General features: G+C 75.3%; 18 protein-coding genes. 1 reads left to right on the forward strand and 17 read right to left on the reverse strand.

Features of this window, described 5'->3' with window-relative positions:
* Positions 1-134: 134 nt before the first annotated feature.
* From C8E97_RS22605 to C8E97_RS22615, 3 genes are all read right to left on the reverse strand, one after another.
* Positions 135-845 carry a GNAT family N-acetyltransferase gene (locus C8E97_RS22605; protein ID WP_121007500.1) on the reverse strand — a complete coding sequence of 237 codons (711 nt, stop codon included), beginning with the start codon at positions 843-845 and terminating at the stop codon, positions 135-137.
* A 108-nt stretch (positions 846-953) separates the two neighbouring features.
* Positions 954-1,550, reverse strand: coding sequence for an FMN reductase (locus C8E97_RS22610; protein WP_121007501.1), 597 nt, complete (start codon positions 1,548-1,550; stop codon positions 954-956).
* Positions 1,547-2,620 (reverse strand): LLM class flavin-dependent oxidoreductase, encoded by a 1,074-nt coding sequence (locus tag C8E97_RS22615; RefSeq protein ID WP_121007502.1) that lies wholly within the window; start codon positions 2,618-2,620, stop codon positions 1,547-1,549. The genes C8E97_RS22610 and C8E97_RS22615 overlap by 4 nt, the downstream gene beginning before the upstream one ends.
* Positions 2,621-2,794: 174 nt before the next feature.
* Here C8E97_RS22615 and C8E97_RS22620 point away from each other — a divergent pair, with 174 nt between their 5' ends.
* A complete protein-coding gene (locus tag C8E97_RS22620) occupies positions 2,795-4,027 on the forward strand; it encodes an MFS transporter (RefSeq protein WP_121007503.1) in 1,233 nt (410 codons plus the stop codon).
* Here the strand turns inward: C8E97_RS22620 and C8E97_RS22625 are convergent.
* The 14 genes from C8E97_RS22625 to C8E97_RS22695 all read right to left on the reverse strand — a co-directional run bounded on the left by C8E97_RS22625 (position 4,014) and on the right by C8E97_RS22695 (position 21,714).
* Positions 4,014-4,922 carry an XRE family transcriptional regulator gene (locus tag C8E97_RS22625; protein WP_121007504.1) on the reverse strand — a complete coding sequence of 303 codons (909 nt, stop codon included), beginning with the start codon at positions 4,920-4,922 and terminating at the stop codon, positions 4,014-4,016. The two genes, C8E97_RS22620 and C8E97_RS22625, sit on opposite strands and share 14 nt — an antisense overlap.
* 70 nt (positions 4,923-4,992) lie before the next feature.
* Positions 4,993-5,580 carry a SagB/ThcOx family dehydrogenase gene (locus C8E97_RS22630; RefSeq protein ID WP_170211963.1) on the reverse strand — a complete coding sequence of 196 codons (588 nt, stop codon included), beginning with the start codon at positions 5,578-5,580 and terminating at the stop codon, positions 4,993-4,995.
* Positions 5,577-6,866 (reverse strand): YcaO-like family protein, encoded by a 1,290-nt coding sequence (locus tag C8E97_RS22635; protein WP_121007506.1) that lies wholly within the window; start codon positions 6,864-6,866, stop codon positions 5,577-5,579. The genes C8E97_RS22630 and C8E97_RS22635 overlap by 4 nt, the downstream gene beginning before the upstream one ends.
* A 394-nt stretch (positions 6,867-7,260) precedes the next feature.
* Positions 7,261-8,655, reverse strand: coding sequence for a CocE/NonD family hydrolase (locus C8E97_RS22645; protein WP_121007507.1), 1,395 nt, complete (start codon positions 8,653-8,655; stop codon positions 7,261-7,263).
* Positions 8,645-9,424, reverse strand: coding sequence for a hypothetical protein (locus C8E97_RS22650; RefSeq protein WP_121007508.1), 780 nt, complete (start codon positions 9,422-9,424; stop codon positions 8,645-8,647). The genes C8E97_RS22645 and C8E97_RS22650 overlap by 11 nt, the downstream gene beginning before the upstream one ends.
* A gap of 73 nt (positions 9,425-9,497) precedes the next feature.
* Positions 9,498-9,605 carry a streptamidine family RiPP gene (amiA, locus tag C8E97_RS36225; RefSeq protein ID WP_246019088.1) on the reverse strand — a complete coding sequence of 36 codons (108 nt, stop codon included), beginning with the start codon at positions 9,603-9,605 and terminating at the stop codon, positions 9,498-9,500.
* A 52-nt stretch (positions 9,606-9,657) separates the two neighbouring features.
* Positions 9,658-10,437, reverse strand: a complete 780-nt coding sequence (locus C8E97_RS22655) for an ABC transporter ATP-binding protein (RefSeq protein ID WP_246019089.1) — start codon at positions 10,435-10,437, stop codon at positions 9,658-9,660.
* Positions 10,438-10,478: 41 nt separating this feature from the next.
* On the reverse strand, positions 10,479-11,423 hold the full coding sequence (locus tag C8E97_RS22660) for a FecCD family ABC transporter permease (RefSeq protein WP_121007510.1): 945 nt from the start codon (positions 11,421-11,423) through the stop codon (positions 10,479-10,481).
* The gene (locus tag C8E97_RS22665; protein ID WP_121007511.1) at positions 11,420-12,328 is read right to left on the reverse strand and encodes a FecCD family ABC transporter permease; all 909 of its coding nucleotides are present in this window, start codon (positions 12,326-12,328) and stop codon (positions 11,420-11,422) included. The genes C8E97_RS22660 and C8E97_RS22665 overlap by 4 nt, the downstream gene beginning before the upstream one ends.
* Positions 12,325-13,299, reverse strand: coding sequence for an ABC transporter substrate-binding protein (locus C8E97_RS22670; protein WP_121007512.1), 975 nt, complete (start codon positions 13,297-13,299; stop codon positions 12,325-12,327). Before C8E97_RS22670 ends, C8E97_RS22665 begins: the two co-directional genes overlap by 4 nt.
* A complete protein-coding gene (locus C8E97_RS22675) occupies positions 13,296-14,054 on the reverse strand; it encodes a sugar phosphate isomerase/epimerase family protein (protein ID WP_121007513.1) in 759 nt (252 codons plus the stop codon). Before C8E97_RS22675 ends, C8E97_RS22670 begins: the two co-directional genes overlap by 4 nt.
* A 597-nt stretch (positions 14,055-14,651) precedes the next feature.
* On the reverse strand, positions 14,652-18,068 hold the full coding sequence (locus tag C8E97_RS22685; protein ID WP_121007515.1) for a DNA topoisomerase (ATP-hydrolyzing): 3,417 nt from the start codon (positions 18,066-18,068) through the stop codon (positions 14,652-14,654).
* Between the two features lie 13 nt (positions 18,069-18,081).
* Positions 18,082-20,124, reverse strand: a complete 2,043-nt coding sequence (locus C8E97_RS22690; RefSeq protein WP_121007516.1) for a DNA gyrase/topoisomerase IV subunit B — start codon at positions 20,122-20,124, stop codon at positions 18,082-18,084.
* A 426-nt stretch (positions 20,125-20,550) separates the two neighbouring features.
* Positions 20,551-21,714 carry a tetratricopeptide repeat protein gene (locus tag C8E97_RS22695; RefSeq protein ID WP_121007517.1) on the reverse strand — a complete coding sequence of 388 codons (1,164 nt, stop codon included), beginning with the start codon at positions 21,712-21,714 and terminating at the stop codon, positions 20,551-20,553.
* Positions 21,715-21,790 lie beyond the last annotated feature (76 nt).

Genomic DNA, 21,790 nt, shown 5'->3' on the forward strand with positions numbered 1-21,790 from the left:
GAGCGATCCGGTGGACACCCCGAGCCGACCGGCCTCTCACTCGACCCGGTGAATTCGGACATCACGTGAACAACTGTCGCAGCGCTTCCGGGCACCGCCGCGGGAACGCCGCCGGTGCGCCGGGGGAATGCTTTCTACCGGTTTCCGAACCACCACGTCGCAAACGAGGCGGTCTCGAATCCCAGTGACGCGTAGAGCGGTGCGCCCGCGTCCGTGGCGGTGAGCGTCATGGGCTTGTCGACTCCGTTGAGGGCCGCGTGCGCCAATGCCCGCCCGATGCCGCGCGACCGGTGCTCGGGCAGGGTCGTCACCCAGTACAGCCCGGCCGCCGAGTCGCCCTCGACGGTCAGGCAGGCGCCCGCCACGACGCCGGCGCGGCGGACGAGGTGGAACCGCAGGGCGGTCTCGTCCAGCAGGGCGGGCGGGAACGCCTCGCCCGGTCGGAGGCCCCGCAGCGGGAAGCCGTCGAGCACCGTCCGCTCGACGGCCGACAGCTCCTCGGCGGTCGTCGCGGTGGTCACGTCGAGCGCGGGCGCGGGCAGCGGCGACGGGGGCCGCACCATCATGGGCAACCGGCTGGGGGCGAGCCGCCACGGCGCGGCGTCGACCGTGCCGAACGGGTCCTCGACGGTGACCCGGCCCGGCGCGTCCGCGACGAGCCGGGCGAGCGCGGCGAGGTCGTCGGCGTCCGGGTCCGGCGCGAGGACCAGCGCGCGGAGCAGCGCCGGGCCGTTCAGGGCCACGAAACCGGGCCGCCGCACGAGGTCGTGGCCCCGCGCGCGGGCCAGGGTGGTCAGGAGCACCTCGCCGTTGCGCGTCGCGAGGTGCACGGGGGCGGCGGTCATGATCCGGACCCTATTCGCGGTGCGGGGGATTCGACCAGTGAGTTTCGTCGCTACCCGGTCGGCGGCGCGCCGCCGACCGGGGGCCTGCCGCGCGCCGCGGCACCCGGCTCAGTCCGGTCGCCCGGCCTTGCCCAGCAACTGCTCGAACGGCACCACGGCGGCGAACCGGTCGACGGGCCGGGCCGGGGCCCGGCCCTCCAGCAGGCCGGCCAGCTCGCCCGCCGCCCGCTCGATCCGCTCGGACAGCCCCTGCGGCGCGCCCCAGTCCGCCGACGCCGCGTACACGGCGGTCGGCACGACGTTCGCCCGCAGGTAGGCGAACAACGGCCGCAGCGCGTAGTCGAGCACCAGCGAGTGCCGCTCCGTGCCGCCGGTCGCGCCGACGAGGACCGGCTTGCCCGCCAACGACTCCGGCTCCAGCACGTCCACGAACGACTTGAACAGCCCGCTGTAGGACGCGTTGAACGTCGGCGTGACCGCGATCAGCGCGTCCGCGCCGACGACGTCGTCCACGACGGCCTTCAACCGCGCGCTCGGGAACCCGGTGACGAGGTTGTCCGCCACGTCGCGCGCGACGTCGCGCAGGTGCACCACCGTCGTGTCGACCGGCAGCAGCGCGCCGACCGCGGCGGCGAGCCGGTCGGCCAGCAGGTGGCTGGACGACGGCTCGCCGAGCCCGGCCGACACCACGGTGAGCGCGGTCATCGGACCGCCGCCGTCCGCAGCGACGCGTGCGTGGGCGCGTCCGGCACGTCCGCCGGGCGGCCGGCCGCGAACTCGCGCCGCAGCACCGGCACGATCTCGCCGAGCAGGTCCAACTGCTCCAGCACCGTCTTCAGCGGCAGCCCGGCGTGGTCCACGAGGAACAACTGCCGCTGGTAGTCGCCGAAGTGCTCGCGGAACGTCAGGGTCTTCTCGACGACCTCCTGCGGGCTGCCCACGGTGAGCGGGGTCTGGGCGGTGAAGTCCTCAAGGGACGGACCGTGGCCGTACACCGGGGCGTTGTCGAAGTAGGGGCGGAACTCGCGCACCGCGTCCTGCGAGTTGCGGCGCATGAAGACCTGCCCGCCGAGCCCGACGATGGCCTGGTGCGCCGCGCCGTGCCCGTAGTGCTCGTAGCGCTCCCGGTAGAGGTTGATCAGCCGGATGAAGTGCTCCTTGGGCCAGAAGATGTTGTTGGCGAAGAAGCCGTCGCCGTAGTACGCCGCCTGCTCGGCGATCTCCGGGCTCCGGATCGAGCCGTGCCACACGAACGGCGGCACGCCGTCCAGCGGCCGGGGCGTCGCGGTGAAGGACTGCAACGGGGTCCGGTGCTTGCCCTCCCAGTCCACGACGTCCTCGCGCCACAACCGGTGCAGCAGGTGGTAGTTCTCGATCGCCAGGTCGATGCCGTCGCGGATGTCACGACCGAACCACGGGTACACGGGTCCCGTGTTGCCGCGCCCCATCATCAGGTCCACCCGGCCGTCGGCCAGGTGCTGGAGCATCGCGAAGTCCTCGGCGATCTTCACCGGGTCGTTCGTGGTGATCAGGGTGGTCGCGGTGGACAGGATGAGCCGCTCGGTGCGGGCGGCGACGTAGCCGAGCATCGTGGTGGGCGAGGACGGCACGAACGGCGGGTTGTGGTGCTCGCCGGTCGCGAAGACGTCCAGGCCGACCTCCTCGGCCTTCAACGCGATCGCGACCATCGCCTTGATGCGCTCGGCCTCGGTCGGCGTCCGCCCCGTGGTCGGGTCGGGCGTCACGTCGCCGACGGTGAAGATCCCGAACTGCATAGCCGCTCCTCGCGTAGTTAGTTGCGCTTTCAACTACTTGGAACGGTACCCCGCCCCCGCCTATTCCGCCGCCACCGGGTGGCGCGAACCACGCCCGGCACGTGTCCCGGACCACCCGCGCGCCCGACGGGGTCCGCTTGTTTGATGAACATGGGATTCATTAGCATGTGACCGGTGACCGTCACCCACGACGCGCCCGCGCGCGACTTCAGCCGCTACCTCACCGCCCGCCTGCTGTCCGTCGCGGGCACGCTGGTGTCGGTGGTCGCGCTGCCGGTGCTCGTCTACCGGCTCACCGGCTCCGCCGGGTGGACGTCGGCCGTCGCGATGGCGGAAGCCCTGCCCTACCTCGTCTTCGGCCTGCTCGCGGGCGCGGTGGCGGACCGGGTCGACCGGCGGCGGCTCATGGTGGCGATGGACGTCGTGGTGGCGTGCGGGCTGGTGACCGTCCCGCTCGCGTGGTGGGCGGGCGTGCTGACCGCGTTGCACGTGGTGCTGGTGGCGTTCCTCGCGCAGACGGCGTTCGTGTTCTTCGACGCGGCCAACTTCGGCGCGCTGCCCTCGTTGGTGGGCAAGGACAAGCTCACCGCCGCGTACGCCAGGCTGTTCGGCCGGTCGACCGTCGTCGAGCTGGTCGTGCCGGCCGTGGCCGGGCTGCTCGTGGCCACCGCGGCGCCGGCCGACCTGCTCGCGGTCAACGCGGTCACCGCCGCCGGTTCGGCCATGCTGATCCGGTCGATCCACGGCGCACTGTCCACACCGCGCGCCGACGCGACCACGCTGGTCGGCGACATCGGCTCCGGGCTGCGGTTCCTCTGGCGGCAGCCCATCGTCCGCACCCTGACGCTGGTCGGCGCGACGCACTCGGCGGCGGCGGGCGCGTGGGTCGCCATGCTGGTGCCGTGGGCGGACGGCGTGCTCGGCGTCGCGCCGTCCGGCGACGCGCGGCTGGCGGCCCTGTTCAGCTGCTGGGGCGTCGGCGCGCTGCTCGCGTCGCGCCTGCTGCCCGCGCTGACCGGGCGGTGGGGCGGCGCGCGGCTGGCGCTGGGCGCGCTGCCGGTGTGCCTGCTGTGCGGCGTCGGCGCGCTGCTGAGCACCCACTGGGTGCTCGCGTGCGCCGCCGCGATCGCCTGGGGCGCCGCGCACTCGACCGTGGTGCTGAACGCGATCACCTACCGCCAGCGGATCTGCCCGCAGGAACTCCAGTCGCGGGTCAACACCACGGCCCGGATGCTGTCGTGGGGCCTCGGGCAGCCCGCGGGCGCGGCGCTGGCCGGCGCGGCGGCCGTGCTCGCCGGACCTCGGGCCGGGCTCGCCGCGGGTGTGGCCGTGCTGCTGGCCGGGGTCGTCCTGGCCTGGGCGACCCCGACGCTGCGCCGCGCCGCGCGGTCCGCTACCGCGGATTAGGCCAGTTCCAGCGGAACCCGTAGCTGCCCGGTCCGAAGTCGAGCGCCACGCCCAGCAGCGAGCCGCCCGCGTCCACCTCCACCGGGTGGGCGACCTCCGTGCCGCCGACCTGCCGGTACTGCACGCAGTCGACGGGGCGCGCCAGCGGGTCGAACGCGATCTCCAGCACGTACTCCCGCACCGGCAGCCGGAACTTGCGCCCGCAGGCCAGCGCGGGCGGGTACGGCGGGCGGCTCACCAGCTCGTGCTCGATGACGATGCTGTCGCCCTGGCGCAGCGCCCGGTCGAACAGCAGCTCCGCCACCACCAGGCCGGCGGCGGGGTGCGTGACCAGCCGGCCGAGCGAGCAGTGCCGCAGCGGTGCCAGTACCGGCAGGTGCCGAGCCGGCTCGTCGACGTGCGCGAGGACCACCCAGCGGTCCGCGCCGTCGGCGTCCGCCCGCAGCACGTGCCTGGACCGGATGCTGCGCTCGCCCCGCTCGGGCCCCACGGTGACGAAGTCGTGCTGGCTCAGGCGGGTCAGCCGCTCGTCGCTGCTGGTGTCGACCTGCCGGAACGCCCACTCGACCTGGTCCGGGTCCGACCACAGCGCGCTGATCGGCACCGTCCGGTCCGGAGCGCGCTTGAGCCACCGGCCGCGCGGCCGGGGCGGCCCGAGCAGGCCGACCAGGTACCCGGTGGGCAGCGCCAGGATCTCCTCCAGGTGGCCGATCGCGGCCAGGGACGAGCGTCGCTCCGGTCGGCTGCGGCCCGACTGCCAGTAGCTCAGGGTCGCCAGGCTGACCTTCACGCCCTGCTGCGCCAGGTGTTCGCGGATGCGTTCCAGGCCCAGCCCGCGCTCGGCGATGGCGGCGCGCAACGCCCCGGCGAAGGTGTCCGTCCTCGCTGTGTCCATGTGGCAACTCCCCCTTGCTGCGCGGGACAACGGTATTGCGCGGACGGGGCCGGGGGGAATGGCCTGCCGCCTACTTTTCGGGTGCGGGCACCGGTCTCGGCGTGCCGCCGACGACGAACAACGCGAGCGGCACGTCCTCTTCCCCGCCCCTGACAAGGGCTTTCACCGCGTCGTCCGCGAAACCGGCGACCGCGCAGCAGCGCAGGCCGACCGCGGTGGCCACGAGGTAGAGGTTCTGCACCGCGACGCCCGCGTCCAGGTGGACGGTGCGGTAATGCCGGGGACCGTATTTCGCGAGCCCCGGCCCCATCCGTCCGGTCAGGACGACCGCGGCGCGGGCGCGCTCGGCGAACCCGTCCTGCGCGAACACGCCCGCCAGGTCGGCGGTCCCGGTGCGGCACAGGGCGTGCGGCTCGCGCAGGTACTCGAAGACCTCGCCGTCCACGACGACGTGGACGGCCAGCGACGGCAGGCCGCCCGCCGTCGGGTTCATGCCGAGCACGTGCGGCGGGACGTGCCGCTGCACGCCCACCGCCAGGCCGAGCAGGGTGCCGAGGTCCTGCCGGCTCAGCGGCCCGTAGGAGTAGCGCGACCGGCGGGACCGCAGCGCGGCCACGAGCGTCGTCGCCGGTTCCGCCGGCGGCGGCAGCGGGATCACAGGAACGGCGGCGGGTCGAGGAGCAGCGAGCCGGTGTCGCCCCAGCGGGGCAGCCCGAGGTAGCGGAACGCGGCGGGCGCGTTGGGCACCAACCCCGTCGCGCACACCCGCACCACCCGCAGGCCCGCCTCCGCGACGTCGTCGGTGGTGAGGTCGACGGTCGCGATCCGGTTGCCCGCCAGGCTCTCCCGCAGGGCGGCGGGATTCCCTCCCGCGTGGACTGTCGCGGTGCGCTCCGGTCTGGTGAAGCGGTGCAGCAGCTCCGCCTGCACGCGCGGGTCGAGCCAGACCTGGACCTGCGCGCCGAGGTCGCGCACGCGCGCGTAGCCCGCGCCCGCGTCGTCGCGGTACCGGCGGTCGGCGCGGTGCGGCAGGTAGAGCCCCTCGGCGAGGACGCCCGCCTCGACGGCGCGGAACACCCAGCCGTCCGGGTCCAGCAGCCCCTGCGTGAAGATCCAGGTGTGGACGGCCTCCAGCACGGCCTTCGTGCACGCCTCCACCGGGTCGAACCGCGCCGCTCCCCCGCCCGCGACGATGCCGGTGGCGCGGTCCACCACGACCGCCGCCACGCAGGCGACCGGGTGCTCGGTGGGCAGCTCGACCAGGTGGACGTCCAGCGGGCACCCGGCCAGCTCGGCGGCCAGGCCGGGCACGTCCTCCACCGGGATGCCGGTGGTCGGCGCGCCCAGGTGCCACCAGCGCTCCAGCGCGTCGCGCTCCACCAGTTCCAGCAGCGCGCGGGTGAACGCGTCCTCGGCGTCGACGCCGGTGGCGATGCCCGCGTAGTTGAGGTGGTGCAGCCGCGGTTCGGTCCGGCGGCGGCCCGAGTGGTAGTTGAGGTAGACCCACGAGGCGGGCAGGAGGCACGGTTCGCCCGCCTCCTCGCCCTCCACCCACGCGATCGTCAGGTCTTCGGTGAACGGCCGGTACGGGAACCCCTCGGCGGCGTACTGCCAGGGCGCGAAGAACGGCAGGTCCGCCGGCCCGAAGTGGCGGACGCCCTCGGCGACCAGCTCGGCGGCGGTGGCGGTGCGCAGGCCGGGCGGGACGCGGTTGCCGCAGTAGCGCTCCACCGCCTCGCCGACGGCGGCGGCGCGGGCCGCGTCGACGTCGCCGAACGTCGTGCCCAGGCTGACCCGGTCGGCCGGCCACGCGCCGAGCCGCCGGGCGTCGGCCACCTCGGCGGTGACGGCGCGGTAGCGGCGCGGCACGCCGGGCACCGGCGCGACGTCGACGAGCCTGCGCACGATCCCGGTCAGCGGGTCCACCAGCAGCGGCGCGATCACGATGCGTTCTCCTCGGGTAGGGCGGCGGGCGGTCGCCCGCTGTGCCGGGGGATGCGGGTGTGGGCGCGGTTGGCGCGGAGGTGGTTGGCGCGGAGGTGGACGCGGAAGTAGTTGGCGCGGAAGTGGTGGGCGCGGAAGTGGTGGGCGCGGAAGTGGTGGGCGCGGAAGTGGTGGGCGTGTCGGTGGCCGGGACGCGATGGCCGGGCCCGAACCGGGGCCTCCCCGGTGCGCGGCTCTCGCACGCGGCGCGGCCGGCGGCCATCGGCGAACCCGACGCGCCGGCTGCCACCGGCAGCCCTGACACCCTGGCGGCGACCGGCGGCCCTGGCACCCCGGCGGCCCTGACACCTCGGCGGCCCTGGCACCCCGGCGGCCCCGGCGCGCGGCCGCGCGGTCACGACGCGACCTCCTCGGGCAGCGCGGCGGCGGGCAGCGCGCCCGATCCCGCGACGTGCCAGGGGATGCGGGCCAGCGCGCGGTGGACCTCCCGGCGACTGGGGCGCAGCTCCCGCGCCCGGACCGGGTCCTCCCCCGTGTGCGGGTTGCGGGCGTGGCGCGGCCAGTGGTGGCCGGCGACCTCGACGCGCAATCGTGCGCCCTCCGCGACGGGCACGCCGATCGGCGGCAGCTCCACCGTGACGGTCCCCGGCTCGCCCGGCCGGTGCGACCGGCGGGTGACGCCGTGCGCGAGGTGGACCCCGTCGAGCGACAGGCGCACGACCCAGTCCGCGTCCGGCGCGTCGGCCGAGGCGTGCAACGTCACCGTCGTCCCGCCGCGCAGCTCGCCCGCCGGCAGGGGCGGTGTGCGCAGGACGGCGCAGGGGCCGCCGGTGACGGGCGCGCCCACCGGCACCGATCGGAAGGGGTGCTCCGGGTCGGCGTGGAACCCGCCCTCGACGACCTCCAGCTCGACGGCTCCCGGCTCGACGGTTCCGGGCTCGACGGCTCCCGGCTCGACGTGCGTGCCGCTCGCCGCGTGGCGGCGCCAGCCGCCGGCGACGTGGAACGCCCGGTCGCCGCGGAGGCGTCCGAGCGCGCGGGCCCAGGCGGTGTAGAGCGCGCCGACGCGGCGGCCGGCCAGCGCGGCTCCGGGCGCGCGGGCGTCCAGCTCGTGCGCCCACGGTCCCAGGACGAGCCTGGTCGGCCCGCCCCAGTGGCGGGCGAGGCGCTCGGTGTCGGCGGCGAACGGGTCGCGCAGGCCGCCGACGGCGAGCAGCGGCATGGTGAGCCGGGGCAGCGCCCGCCACAGCTCCTCGGTGCGCTCCGGCGCGCGCCACAGGTCGTCCCAGCCGCGCACGAGGTCGACCACCGGCGTGCGGGTGAGGTCGGTGGACACGGCGGTCGCCGCGTGCTCGCCCCACCAGCCGACGCGGCACGCGAGCCGGGCCGCGCCGCCGGGTTCGCGGGCGGTCTCGCCCAGGCCCAGCGCGGGCACGGCCGCCAGCACGCCGACCACCGCGTCCGGCCGGGCGATGGCGGCGGTCACCGCGCAGTGCGCGGCGTAGGAGGAACCCGCCGCGATGATCCGGTCGAAGCCGAGCCGCCGCAGCGCGTCCACCACGGCGGCCCCGTCGTCGCCCTCGCGCCGGTAGGGCCGGAAGACGCCGGTCGAGCCGTGCCTGCCGCGCACGTCGCCCACCGCGCAGGAAAACCCGCGCCGGGCCCAGCCCTCGGCCTCGGCGAGGTGGTGGTGGCGGCCGTAGGGGGTGCGGATCAGCACCAGCGGCGCGTCGCGGTCGGCCGTGACGAGGGTGTGCGCGAGCCCCGCCACGGTGAAGTCACGGCGCACTGGCGGGCACCGGCAGCACCGGGTGGTCGGCGAGCGCGCCGGTGTCGAGGTCGAGCACGCGCAGCCGGCGGTGGGCCGGGACGGCGGCGGGGGTGAGCGAGTTGGCGGTCGCGGTCGCGCCGGTGGCCCAGCGCGCGAGGTCCTTGGCCGCGAGCGCCGCGACCAGGAGCAGCTCGGCCGGGTCGGGCGCCTCGTCGCCGAGCACCGCGTCGCGGCCCGCCCAGTACGCCCGCAGGTGCCGGTGCCCGGAGCCGGCGGCGGCGAGCCGGCGGGCGCGCACGTCCCGGTGGGACACGCCGGTCGGCTCCAGCACCACGTGCCTGCCCTCGCGGCTGACGCGCTGCCAGCCGACGCCGTGGTCGGCGAGGGCGTCGAGCGCCAGCCACCGCTCGGGCGCGGGTCCGTCGTGCCACGCGCACACCGCCGCCGGCCGCGCGGCCAGCACGGTGTCGAGGTCGGCGTCGGGCGCCAGCGCGACGGGGTCCGCGCCCGCCCGGCGCAGCGCGTCGGCGAACTCGCCGCCGCGGTCGGCCAGCACCGCGACCGCGCGTCGGTCGGCGGGCCAGCGGGCGCGCCCGCCGAGGTGGCCGGCGTGCTCGAACGCGGCCAGTTCGGGCGGGGTCGGCGCGCCGGTCGCGGTGAGCGCCGCGCGGACGCCGCCGAGGGCCGCGTCGGGCAGGGCGACGGTGAACAGCTCGCCCGCCGCGTCCCGCAGCGCCGCGCCGGCCGGTCCGGTGAACAGCGCCGTTCCGGGCTTCAGGGTCTCCACGCGCGCCTCCTGGTCGGGGTTCGGGGTTCCGGCGAGGGGTCCGGGGCCGCCGGTGCGGCGGCCCCGGACCGGGTCACTCGTCGTCGCCGTCGAACGGGTTCTCCACCAGCGCGTTGCTGTGGCTGGCGGAGTTGTGCGGCAGTTCGCGCTCGGCCTCGACGTTCACGAAGACCTGGTCCACGGGACGTCTCCTCTCTGGTTGTGCGGCGTCGGTCGGATCGACCACCACCAACCTAATCTGGAACGACAACCATTTTCAATACCCCGTTGGTAGTGATCCACAGCACCTGGCCCGCCACCCCGTAGACGTCGCGCAGCAGCGCGGCGTCCACCACGTCGGCCGGCGGGCCGTCGGCGTGCACCACCCCGTCGCGCAGCGCCACGACGCGGTCCGAGTAGCGCGCGGCCTGGCTCAGGTCGTGCAGCACCGACACCACGGTCAGCCCCCGGTCCCGTTGCAGCGCCCGCACCAGGTCGAGCACGTCGAACTGGTGGCGGATGTCCAGGTAGGTGGTGGGTTCGTCGAGCAGGAGCACCGGCGCGTCCTGCGCGAGCGCCAGGGCCAGCCGGACGCGCTGCCGCTGACCGCCGGAGAGCCGTTCCACCGGCGTGTCCGCCCACTCGGCGACCCCGGTGTCGCGCAACGCGTCGCGCACCGGCGCGTCGTCGGTGTCGCCGAGCATCCCCAGCGGGCCCCGTGCGGCGTACCGGCCCTGGCGCACGAACTGGCGGACGGTCAGGCCCTGCACGTACGGCGTCGCCTGCGGCAGCAGCGCGATCCGGCGCGCGATCCGGCGGCGCGGCAGGCCCGCCATCGGCACGCCGTCCAGCCGGACGCCGCCCTCCGCCGGCCGCAGCAGGCCGGCCAGCACGCGCAGCAGCGTCGTCTTGCCGCTGCCGTTCTGCCCGAGCAGGCTCACCCACTCCCCCGCCCGCACCGCCAGGTCGACGCCGTCGAGGACGGTGCGCCCGCCGAACCGCACGCGCACCCCTTCGGCGCGCAGTGGTGTCATCCGATGCGGTGTCATTCCTTGGGGTGTCATCCCATGCGGTGTCATCCCATCCCCCCGGTTCTCCTCGCCACCAGCACCAGCACGCCCGCGCCCAGCAGCGCGGTGATGGCGCCGGCGGGCACGTGGACGAGCTGCCCGACCGCGTCCGCCGCCGCGACGGCCGCGGCCCCGGTCAGCGCGGCGGCCGGCACCGCGTGCCGGTGCGCCACGCCGACCAGGCGACGCGCGAGGTGCGGCGCGAGCAGGCCGACGAACGCCGTCGCGCCCACCGCCGCGACCGCCCCGGACGTGGCCAGCGCCGCCAGCAGCAGCACCGCGCTGCGCCACGGCACGACCGCCAGGCCGACGGCGTGGGCGTGGTCGTCGTCCACCGCCAGCACGTCGAGCACGCCGCCGAGCAGCGTCGCGGCCACCACCGCCAGCAGCGCGACCGGCCACAGCGGCGCCAGGTGCTCCCAGGTGCGGCCGACCAGCGAGCCGAGCAGCCACCGCGACACCGCGCCCGCCAGCTGCGGACGCGCCGTGAGCAGCACGAGCGTGGTGCCCACCAGCACCGCCGACACGACCACGCCGCGCACCGCCACGTCGCCGGAGACGCCCGCGAGCAGCCACAGCACCCCACCGCCCAGCACGCCGCCGACCAGCGCCGCGCCGGCCATCGGCAGCGGCTGCGCGGCCACGCCGCCGACGACGGACGCGACCACCGCGCCCAGCACCGCGCCCGAGCCGACCCCGGTGATCTCCGGCGACGCGAGCTGGTTGCGGATCGCGGACTGGAGCAGCGCGCCGGCCACCCCCAGGCACGCGCCCGCGCACAGGCCGACCAGCACGCGCGGCGCACGCAGCTCCAGCACCACCGTCCGCGCGTGGGCGTCGTCGCCGAACAACGCGCCCAGCGTCGCACCGGTCGAACCGACGCTGACCTGCGCCGCCGCGCACAGCAGGACCAGCAGCGCCAACGCGCACAGCCGCCACCCCGCCCTCACGCGCGCCTCCGCACCAGCAAGCCGACCGCGACCGCCGCCAACGCCGTCAACCCGCCGACCGGCAGCTCCACCGGGTACAGCGCGGTGCGCGCCACCAGGTCCGCGACCACGACGACCAGCGCGCCCAGCAGCGCGGTCGTCCCCGCCGAGGGCCGCCCGATCCGCGCCGCCAGCCGGGGCGCGAAGAAGCCGACCCACGCCACCGGACCCGCCGGCCCGACCACGACGGCCACCAGCAGCGACGCCACGCCGAGCACGGCCAGCCGCACCCGCGCCGGCCGCAGCCCCGCCGACAGCGCCTCGTCGTCGCCCAGCCGCAGCACCCGCACCCGCGGCAGCACGAGCACCACCGCGGGCACCGCCAGCAGCACGCCGACGCCGACCGGGACGAGCGTCTCCCACGTCGTGCCGGTCAACGAGCCCAGCAGGTAGCGCACCAGCACGCCCTGCTCCCGCGAGTCCGTCACCGCCGTGGCCGCGAGCAGCACCGCCTGGCAGGCCGAGCCGACGGCCGCGCCGATCAGCAGCACCGCCGCCGGCCCGGTCGCGCCGCGCACCGCGAGCAGGGTCAGCGCGCCGCCCGCCGCCGCGCCGAGCAGCGCGGGCGTGAGCGGCGCGCCGGGCAGCGCGACCCCGGACGCGACGCACACGCCCACCGCGGCGGACGCGCCGCTGGACACGCCGAGCAGCTCGGGCACGGCCAGCGGGTTGCGCAGCGACTCCTGCAGCAGCAGGCCCGCCGTGCCCAGGCACGCGCCGGCGACCGCGCCCAGCAGCAGCCGGGGCGCGCGCAGCTGCCACACCACGACCTGTTCGAGTTCCGTGCCCGTGAACAGCACGACCGGCTCGCCGAGCAGCAACGACCCGAGCACCGCCGCCACGGCGGCGGCGGCGAGCAGCCTCAAGCGGGCACCTTCGCCACGGCCTCGTCCACGACCGCCGTCAGGCTGCGCAGACCGCGGCCCGAGCCCCACAGCTTGGCGTGCATCTCGTGCACGCGCTGCTGCTGCACGGCCGGGATCTGCCGCCACACCGGGTTGTCCGCGAGCCGGCTGCTCAACGTCCGGTCCTCGGCGGCGAACAGCAGCGAGTACACGAAGATGACGTCCGGCTGCTTGGCGAGCAGCTCCTCGACGCTGTAGTTGTTGGCCGTGTCGACGTCGGAACCCTTGGCGGGGAACGGGTAGCCGAACAGCTGCCCCAGCAGGTGGCCCTTGAGCGAGGCCGTCGTGTCGACGCCGATGGAGTCCACGCTGCCGTACATCAACAGCACCTTGCGCGCCGACTGGCCGTTGGCGTGGGTCTTCCCGACCGCGTCGGCCAGGTGCGCGCGGAACCTCTCCTCCGCCCGCACCGCCTGGTCGGTGCGTCCGGTCAGCGCGCCGAGCGCGCGCAGGTAGCCGACGGACTCCTCCCACGTGGCGGGCTCGGCCGTCCACAGCGGGGCGAACTTCTCGATGGCGGGCCGCAGCGCGTCGTGCACGCCCGGCAGCCCGATGACCAGGTCGGGCCGGAAGCCGGCGATGGCCTCCACGTCCTCGCCGCCGAACGTGCCCGGCACGACCGGCACGGCCTCGCCCGCCGCGCCGAGCAGGGCGGGGTGCGTGATCAGGGCGGCGTTGCTGGTGCCCACCGGGGTCAGGCCCAGGTCGGCCACCAGGTCGTCGCACAGGCCGTTGAGGCAGACGATCCGCTCGGCGGGCTCGGGGAGGGTGATCCGCGCGCCGCGCGGGTCGGTGACGCTCAGCGCCGGCTCCAGCGGGGCGGCGGTGCGCACGATCGGCGTGGCCGAGGGCGTCTCCTCGGCGGGGGCGGTGTTGCAGGCCGCGGCGCAGGCGGCGACAGCGGCGGCGGCGACCAGCGCGAGCGTCCTCATCGGGCGTCCTCCAGCCAGGTCAGCAGGGTGGCGGCGTCGCGGCGGAACGCCTCGGGCGAGTCGTCGGGCACGAACTCCAGCAGCACCTGGCGGTCCCGCCCGTCCCCGGCGAGCAGGGCCAGCAGCGGTCGCCACAGGTCTTCGCGCGCGTCGAGCGGCAGCCGCTCGGTGAAGCCGTCCGCGCCCCAGGAGAACGCGTGCACGGCGGCCAGCCTCGGCAGCAGGGCGGTGACCTCGGCGACGCACTCCCGGACGTCCGGCGACTCGCGCGGCTGCCAGTGCGCTACCAGGTCGACCTCGTCGAGCAGCCGCACGGCCGACGCCAGGTCGTCGGTGAGCGACGAGACGTGGTGCTCGGCGGTGACCGCGATGCCGCGCCCGGCGGCCAGGTCGGCGCAGCGCCGCAGGTCGCCGGTGATCGCGGCGCGCTCGGCCGGCCCGACCTCGGCCGAGCCGCGCACGCCCGCCCACACCCGGACGCGGGGCGCGCCCAGGGCTTCCGCCGTGTCCAGGACGGGCGCGAAGTCGGCCGGGTCGCTGTCGCCGGGCTTGTAGTACGAGCCGTACGTGCCGACGGCCAGGCCGCGGTCGTGGCACAGCCGGGCGGCGCGGGCCGCGCCGGCCAGGTCGCCCGGCGGCACGTGGCGGTCACCGCCCCACTCGACCACCCCCAGCCCGGCGTCGGCGGCCAGCCCGACGACCTGTTCGACCGGGGCGTCCCGGAAGGTGACCGAGGCCAATCCTGCGGTGATCATGTGTGCCCTTCACTCGTGCGGGTGAAGTGACATACTTACTGAATATGACTGTCGTTATCAAGCCCCAATCCGGGCGACCACCACCGCGCACGCACCCCGCCGCCACACCACCTCGACCGAGCGGAAACCGGCCTCCCGCAACGCTTCCGCGTGCCGGGGGACGGGCGGGCAGAAGTCGGCGGACTCGTCCGCGCGCGGGTTCAGGCGGCGTGTTGCGGCGGCGTGTTGCGGCGGCGTTCGACGAGTTCGCGAAGGGCGGGCACCGGTGGGAGCGGCAGCGCGGGGGCGGCCGCTGTCCTGAACGGGTTGGTGAACGGCGGTTGGCCGGGACGGCGGGTGAGCGTGGTTTCTCGGCGGTGATGAGTGGTCCTGGCGGACTCGGTGCGCGACGCGATCAGCGGCGTCCGGGCCCACACGGACCCCGAGCAGCACAGACGCGAGCAGCACGACCGGAACAGCACGGACCCGAGCAGCGCAGAGCCGAGCAGCACAGAGCGGAAGAGCACGGGCCGGAACAGCACGGACCGGAACAGCACGGACCGGAACAGCACGGGCCCGGCGCGGCCGAGCCCCGCGCCGGGCAGTCCCGCGCTGCCGTCAGCCCCGTTCGACGAGGTGCCCCACCACGTCCGGGCCGGGGTGGGCGTGGCCCGAGCCGTCGCGGCGCTGGTCGACCGCGGGCAGTTCCACCGGCGCGCCGTTGTCCGCCGCACCCGCCGGCCGCGGACCCACCCACGCCAGCGCCAGACCGCTCTCGCCCTTCAGGAAGCGGTGCGCCCGCACGCCGCCGGTCGCCCGGCCCTTCGCCGGGTACTCCGCGAACGGCGTCACCTTCACGCTTTGCCCCGTCGAGGTGACCACCATCGGCGCACCGTGCTCGTCGTCGTCGGTGCGCACCGCGCCGAAGAACACCACCCGTGCGCCGGCGGGCAGGTTGATCCCCGCCATGCCACCGCCCCGCAGGCCCTGCGGGCGCACCAGCCCGGCGCTGTAGCGCAGCAGCGAAGCCTCGGACGACACGAACACCAGCGTCTCCTCCGCGCTGCCCAGCCACGTCGCGCCGACGACCTCGTCACCCTCCTTGAGGGAGATCACCTCGAACTCGTCCGACCGCACCGGCCACTCCGGCGCGCACACCTTCACCACGCCCTGCCGGGTGCCCAGCGCCAGGCCGGGCGAGCCGGTGTCGGACAGCGGCGCGATGCCGACCACCCGCTCGCCCGGCGCGAGGTCCACCAGCTCGCCGGCCGCCATGCCGCCGCTGAGCGACACCGTGCCGCTCTGCTCGGGCAGCACCGGCAGCGGCAGCACGTCGGTCTTGACCGCCCGCCCCCGGTTCGTCACCAGCAGCACCTGCCCGCGCGCCGTGGTGTGCACGACCGCCGCCACCGCGTCGTGCTTGGCCCGGCCGTTGCGCCGCCGCGCCTCGGACGCCTCCTCCGACTCCGCCGCCGTCCGCGCCACCAACCCGGTCGCCGACAGCACCACCTGGCACGGGTCGTCGGCGACCTCCAGCGGCCCGGCGGGCCTCGACGCGGCCAGCACCTCCTTCAGGTCGCCGTCGAGCAGCACGGTCCGGCGTTCCTGGCCGAGGTCCTTGGCGACCTTCGCCAGCTCGCCCGACACGACCTTCCGCAGCTCGCGCTCGTCGTCGAGGATCTTCGACAGCTCCGCGATCTCCTTGCGCAGCTTGTCCTGCTCGGCCTCCAGCTCGATCGCGTCGTAGCGGGTGAGGCGGCGCAGCGGCGTGTCCAGGATGTAGGCGGCCTGGACGGCGGAGAGCCCGAACTTCGCCATCAGGCCCTCCTTGGCGGCCTGCGCGTGCTCGCTGCCCCGGATCAGCTTGATCACCTTGTCGATGTCCAGCAGTGCCTTCAGCAGGCCCTCGACCAGGTGCAGCCGGTCCTCGCGCTTGCGGCGGCGGTACCGGGTGCGCCGGGTGACCACCTCGTACCGGTGCGCCAGGAACACCTCCAGCAGCGCCTTGAGCCCCAGCGTCCGCGGCTGCCCCTCGACCAGCACCAGGTTGTTGATGCCGAACGACTGCTCCATCGGCGTCAACCGGTACAGGTCGGCCAGCAGCGCCTGCGGGTTCACCCCGACCTTGCACTCGATCACGACCCGCGTGCCGTTCTCGCGGTCGGTGAGGTCCTTGACGTCGGCGATGCCGGTCAGCCGCTTGGACTTGGTCACCTCGTCGGTGATCTTCTCGATGATCTTCTCCGGCCCGACGCCGTAGGGCAGCTCGGTCACCGTGATCGCCTGGCGGCCCCGGCTGCCCTCCAGCGGCCCGGTCGTCACCTTGGCCCGCATCCGCACCACGCCGCGCCCGGTCTCGTACGCCTTGCGCACCTCGTCCAGGCCCAGCAGCACGCCGCCGGTCGGCAGGTCGGGGCCGGGGATGAACTCCATCAGCTTGTCCAGCGACGCGTCCGGGTGGTTCACCAGCCAGCGCGCGGCGGCCACGACCTCGCCCAGGTTGTGCGGGATCATGTTCGTCGCCATGCCGACCGCGATCCCCGACGTGCCGTTGACCAGCAGGTTCGGGAACGCCGCCGGCAGCACCGACGGCTCCTGGAGCGAACCGTCGTAGTTGGGGCGGAAGTCGACGGTCTCCTCGTCCAGCTCGCCGACCAGCAGCATGGCGGCGGGCGACATGCGGGCTTCCGTGTACCGCGACGCGGCCGGGCCGTCGTCCGGGGAACCGAAGTTGCCGTGCCCGTCGACCAGCGGGGTGTTCAGCGAGAAGTCCTGCGCCAGGCGGACCATCGCGTCGTAGATCGCCGTGTCGCCGTGCGGGTGGTACTTGCCCATGCAGTTGTGCACGACCCGGCCCGCGACCACGAACGCGTGTTCCTCGGTGCCGACCTGGATGTCGTAGGTCGTGTCCGGCGCGGCCGGCTCGACCGCGACCACCTCGCACCGGGACGGCCCGTCGGGCGCCCCGTCGGCGCGCGCGCCGCGGATGACGTCGACCAGCTCGTCGTGGCCGGTCTTCGTCCAGCGCAGCAGGGCTGCGGCGAGGGCCGCCGCGTGGCGACCGGCGACCCGCAGGCCGTCGGGCGCCCGCTCGGCGCGGATGCCCGCGTCGGCGAGCATCGCGTACAGCGCGTCGCCGGTGTCGGCGAACCCGATCGACCGGCCCTCGCGCACGTGCCCGGCGGCGTCGAACAGGCCGGCCAGGAACGGCGCCCAGCGGGCGCGCTCGGCCAGCACGGACGGCGGCGTGCCGAGGAGCGCGGCGCCCAGGTCGGCGTGCGGCGCGAACGCGAGCACGTGGCGGTCCACGCCGTCCTCGCCCTCGTGCTTGTCGCGCTCGACCGCCACGTCCCGCGCGATGGCCCAGCCGTGCGCGGTGTCCACCGGGTCGGTGGCCGCCAGCTCCAGGCGGACCCGGCCGGCCACCTCCTCACCGACCGCCGAGACCAGGCCCAGGACGTACGCGGCCACGTCGCCGCCGTCCGCGACCAGGGTCGCGTGCCGGTCCGCGCCGAAGCCGACGGTGCGGCGGCCGACGAGGTCGCGGGCGTCGGTCCACGCGCCGTCGTCGGTGCGGAACCGCTGGCCGGGCGTGACGAGCATGGTGTCGCCGTCCGCCCACGTGACGCGGACCAGCTCGGAGACCGGGTTCTCGTACGCCTGCACGACCCGGACCGGCCGGCCGGAGCCGTCCAGCACGCGGTCGCCGACCTCGATCGCCTCGATCGGGCGCAGGCCCTCGGGCGTGGACACCAGCGCGCCGCGCACGAAGCAGTCGCCGACCACGCGGGAGGACTTGACGTACGGGCTGGTCGGCCGGTGGCCCTGCTCGTTCATCGAGAACAGGATGCGGCGGTGCACCGGCTTGAGGCCGTCGCGCGCGTCGGGCAGCGCGCGCGAGTGGATGACCGAGTAGGCGTACTCCAGGTACGAGTCCTCGATCTCCGTGGTCAGCGAGTTGTCGAACACCTGCGCGCCCGCGCGGTCGAAGGCGGACGGGTCGACCCTGGTCGTGGGGGTCTTGCGGCGAGCCACTGTTTCTCCTGCGTCAGACGTCGATCGCGGACTGGTCGACCCGGACGGCCGACTCGACGAGCCACGCCCGGCGCGGCTCCACCTTCTCACCCATCAGCAGCTCCAACGCGGCCTCCGCGGCCTCCGCGTCGGTCATGGTGATGCGCCGGACGGACCGGGTCGCGGGGTTCATCGTGGTCTCCCACAACTCGTCCGCGTCCATCTCGCCGAGCCCCTTGAACCGGGGCACCGGCTTGACGACCGTCCTGCCCGCCTTCTCCAGCCGCGCGACGGTCTGCTCCATCTGCCGCTGCGTGAACGTGAAGTGGGTCTCGGCGTTGCGGCCCTTGGTCACGACCTTGTGCAGCGGCGGCATCGCGGCGTACAGCCGGCCGTCCTCGATCACCGGCCGCATGTACTTGGCGAACAGCGTGATCAGCAGCGTGCGGATGTGCGAGCCGTCGACGTCCGCGTCCGCCATGAGGATCACCCGGCCGTAGCGCATGGCGGCGAGGTCGAACGTGCGCCCGGTGCCCGCGCCCAGCACCTGCACGATGGACGCGATCTCGGCGTTGCGCAGGGTGTCGGCGAGGCTCGCCTTCTGCACGTTCAGGATCTTGCCGCGCAGCGGGAGCAGCGCCTGGTACTCGGAGACGCGCGCCATGCGGGCCGAGCCCAGCGCGCTGTCGCCCTCCACCAGGAACAGCTCGCTGCGCGCCACGCCGGTCGTGCGGCAGTCGACCAGCTTCGCGGGCATCGCCGCGCCCTCCAGCGCCGTCTTCCGGCGGGCGGCGTCCTTCTGCTGCTTCTGGGTCAGGCGGACGCGGGAGGCGTCCACGACCTTCTGCAGCACCACCTTCGCCTCGGCCTTGGTGCGGCGGTCCTCGGTCCAGGACCGCACCTGCTTCTCGACGATGCCGAGGACGACCCTGGTGATGCCGGCGGTGGACAGCTCGTCCTTCGTCTGGGACGTGAACTGCGGCTCGGGGATGCGCACGTGCACCACCGCCGTCATGCCCTCCAGCACGTCCTCCAGCGTCGGCGGGTCCTCCTTGGGCTTGAGCAGGCCGCGGGTCCGGCCGATGGCCTCCTGCACCGCCTTGAGGACGGCCCGCTCGAAACCGCGGCGGTGCGTGCCGCCGTGGACGTTGCGGATCGTGTTCGTGAAGCACTCGACGACGCGCTCGTAACCGGTGCCCCAGCGCAGCGCGATCTCGACCTCGGCGTGGCGCTCGACCTTGGACCGCATGACGCCGTTCTCGTCGGCCGCGTTCTCGTGGTAGACGCCCGTGCCGTTGATCAGCAGCGTGCCGGAGACGGGCTTCTCGCCGGACGGCGCGAGGAAGTCGACCATGTCGGACAGGCCGCCGGGGTAGTGGAACGTCTCCTCCGTCGGCGCCTCGCCGGTCGCGTCGCGCAGCACGTAGGTGACGCCGGGCACCAGGAACGCCGTGTTGCGCAGCTTCGCGCGGACCGCCTCGACGTCGAGCGCGGCGCCGTTCTCGAAGTAGCGGGCGTCGTGCCAGTAGCGGATCGAGGTGCCGGTGCGCTTGGTGCGGCCGGTGACGCGCAGGCCGGACTCGCGGGTGAACGCCGCGTTCGGGCCCGGCCCGTCGAACGTGCCGGGCACGCCGTGCGCGAACGACATCTCGTGCTTGCGGCCCTCGCGCATCACCACCACGTCGAACCGGTGGGACAGGGCGTTGACGGCGGACGCGCCGACGCCGTGCAGGCCGCCGGACGTCTTGTACCCGGAGCCGCCGAACTTGCCGCCCGCGTGCAGCCGGGTCAGCACCAGCTCGACACCGGACAAGCCGGACTTGGCGTGGACGCCCGTGGGGATGCCCCGGCCGTCGTCGTCGACCTGGACGCTGCCGTCGGCGTGCAGGGTCACCACGATCTTCGTGGCGTGCCCGGCCACGCCCTCGTCGGTGGAGTTGTCGACCACCTCCGTGAACAGGTGGTTGATCCCCCGGCTGTCGGTGGACCCGATGTACATGCCGGGGCGCTTGCGAACCGCTTCCAGACCTTCGAGGTGGGTCAGGTCGTCGGCCCCGTACAGGATCTCAGCGGTCACCGGGTCGTTCTCCCCCAGGCTTGATGTGCGAGGTGGTGCTGTGCGTCGAGCGGCTCACGGTAGACGAGGGTAACTGCCGGGTCCGAGGTGTTTGATTGCCGCTGCTCCGCAGACGGCGGGCTCGGCCGCCTGAAGTCGGGCCATCGCGCCTGATTTCCCGCTGTGTTGGATGGCCGCTGCTTCGCAGACGGCGGGCTCGGCCGCCCTGTGGTCGGGCCATCGCGCCTGATTTCCCGTCGATCGAAAAGCATGATCGACGGGAAATGAGGCGCGACAACCCGACGGCGGCCTCGCGGCGCGGGAGCGGTAGCGAGGTGAGAGCAGACGCGGCCTCGCGGCGCGGGGGTAGCGGGGCGTGAGAGCCCGACTTGGCCTCGCGGGAGCGGTAGCGGGGTGTGGGAGGCGGGCTCGCGGTGTGGGGGTGGGTCACCCCTCCAGTTGGCGCCACAGGTGGTGGGAGGCTGTTGACTCTGTGTGGCGGCCCAGTTGGTCCAGTGCCCAGGCCCGGTGGAAGGCCGCCCGTGCCACGCCTGCCCCGCCCAGTGCGACGCCCCGGTCGAACGCGTGCACCGCCTCCTCCAGGCGGCCCGCCGCCAGCAGCGCGTCGCCCCGGAGCGCCCACGTCCGGTGGTCGTTCGGGTCGAGCGCCACCAGCTCGTCGGTCGCCGCCACCGCCTCGGCAGGCGCGCCGGTCCTCAGGTGGGTGCGGGCGATGGTCTCGTGCAGGGGGTAGGCGTAGTCGTCGTGCGCGAGGCGTTCCAGCGCGGTGCGCGGCCGGGCGGCGCGCTGGCTCGCCGCGGCCCGGTCCAGCAGGTCCCACGTCGCGGCGAGGTCGCCCCGCAGGAACGGCACGAACGCCAGCGCCCGGTAGTGCGCCTGCGCGGCCAGCGGCTCGTCCGGCGGGAACCGCGCGACCAGGGCGGCGGCCTCGTCCAGCACCGCCGTGGCCGCGCCGCGCCGACCGTTGCGGACCAGCACGAACAGCGCCAGCGCGTGCCGGTCGCCCGCCGGGAGCCCCTCGTCGCGGGCGCCGGCCAGCGCCAGGCCCTCCACCTCGGCGGACGACGGGCGCGACCAGTGCAGCACCGCGAGCTGCCGGACCGCGAGGCCGGGGGTGAACCCCCGGAACGGGGACGTGCCCAGCACCTCCGCCGCGTGCCGCTGGTAGCCCAGGCGCAGCAGCAGGTCGGCCGCGACCGACCGCTCGGCAGGCGCCGGCCCGCCGCGGACGCGGTCGAGCACCCGCCACCACAGCGGCGACGCGAGGTCGCGCGGGAACGCCGCCATGTCGGGCCCGATCGCGTCGAGCCTGCCGCGGCTCGCCGCCGCGTACACCCGCGTCAGCGGCGACGGGCTGGTGTTGAAGCGCGGCAGCGCGGCGGCCTCGCCGTCCGCGAAGTGCCGCGCGACGGCGTGCGTCACCTCCGCCGGCCGCGACGACCACGGCCCCGGGTCGGCCAGCCCCGGCCAGACGCCGCACCGCGCCGGGACACCCGCCGACGCCAGCGCGACGAGCCTGCGCGCGAGCGCCCGGAGCCCCGGGTCGGGCTCGTAGCGCGGTGGCACGACGGCCTCGCCGAGGTCGCCCACCCCCTCATGGTGCACCGCGCGCGCCCGCCGTGCGAGCGCCGACCGCCGGCCACGGCGTCACCCGGCGCACCGGCCG

It is taken from the genome of Saccharothrix australiensis (assembly GCF_003634935.1).
In the GTDB taxonomy this organism is placed as follows: domain Bacteria; phylum Actinomycetota; class Actinomycetes; order Mycobacteriales; family Pseudonocardiaceae; genus Actinosynnema; species Actinosynnema australiense.

Coding starts and splice junctions, on each gene's coding strand:
- C8E97_RS22615 (WP_121007502.1), bottom strand. CDS start 2,620: ATGCAGTTCGGGATCTTCACCGTCGGCGACGTGACGCCCGACCCGACC.
- C8E97_RS22625 (WP_121007504.1), bottom strand. CDS start 4,922: ATGGACACAGCGAGGACGGACACCTTCGCCGGGGCGTTGCGCGCCGCC.
- C8E97_RS22675 (WP_121007513.1), bottom strand. CDS start 14,054: ATGATCACCGCAGGATTGGCCTCGGTCACCTTCCGGGACGCCCCGGTC.
- C8E97_RS22670 (WP_121007512.1), bottom strand. CDS start 13,299: ATGAGGACGCTCGCGCTGGTCGCCGCCGCCGCTGTCGCCGCCTGCGCC.
- C8E97_RS22610 (WP_121007501.1), bottom strand. CDS start 1,550: ATGACCGCGCTCACCGTGGTGTCGGCCGGGCTCGGCGAGCCGTCGTCC.
- C8E97_RS22605 (WP_121007500.1), bottom strand. CDS start 845: ATGACCGCCGCCCCCGTGCACCTCGCGACGCGCAACGGCGAGGTGCTC.
- C8E97_RS22655 (WP_246019089.1), bottom strand. CDS start 10,437: ATGACACCACTGCGCGCCGAAGGGGTGCGCGTGCGGTTCGGCGGGCGC.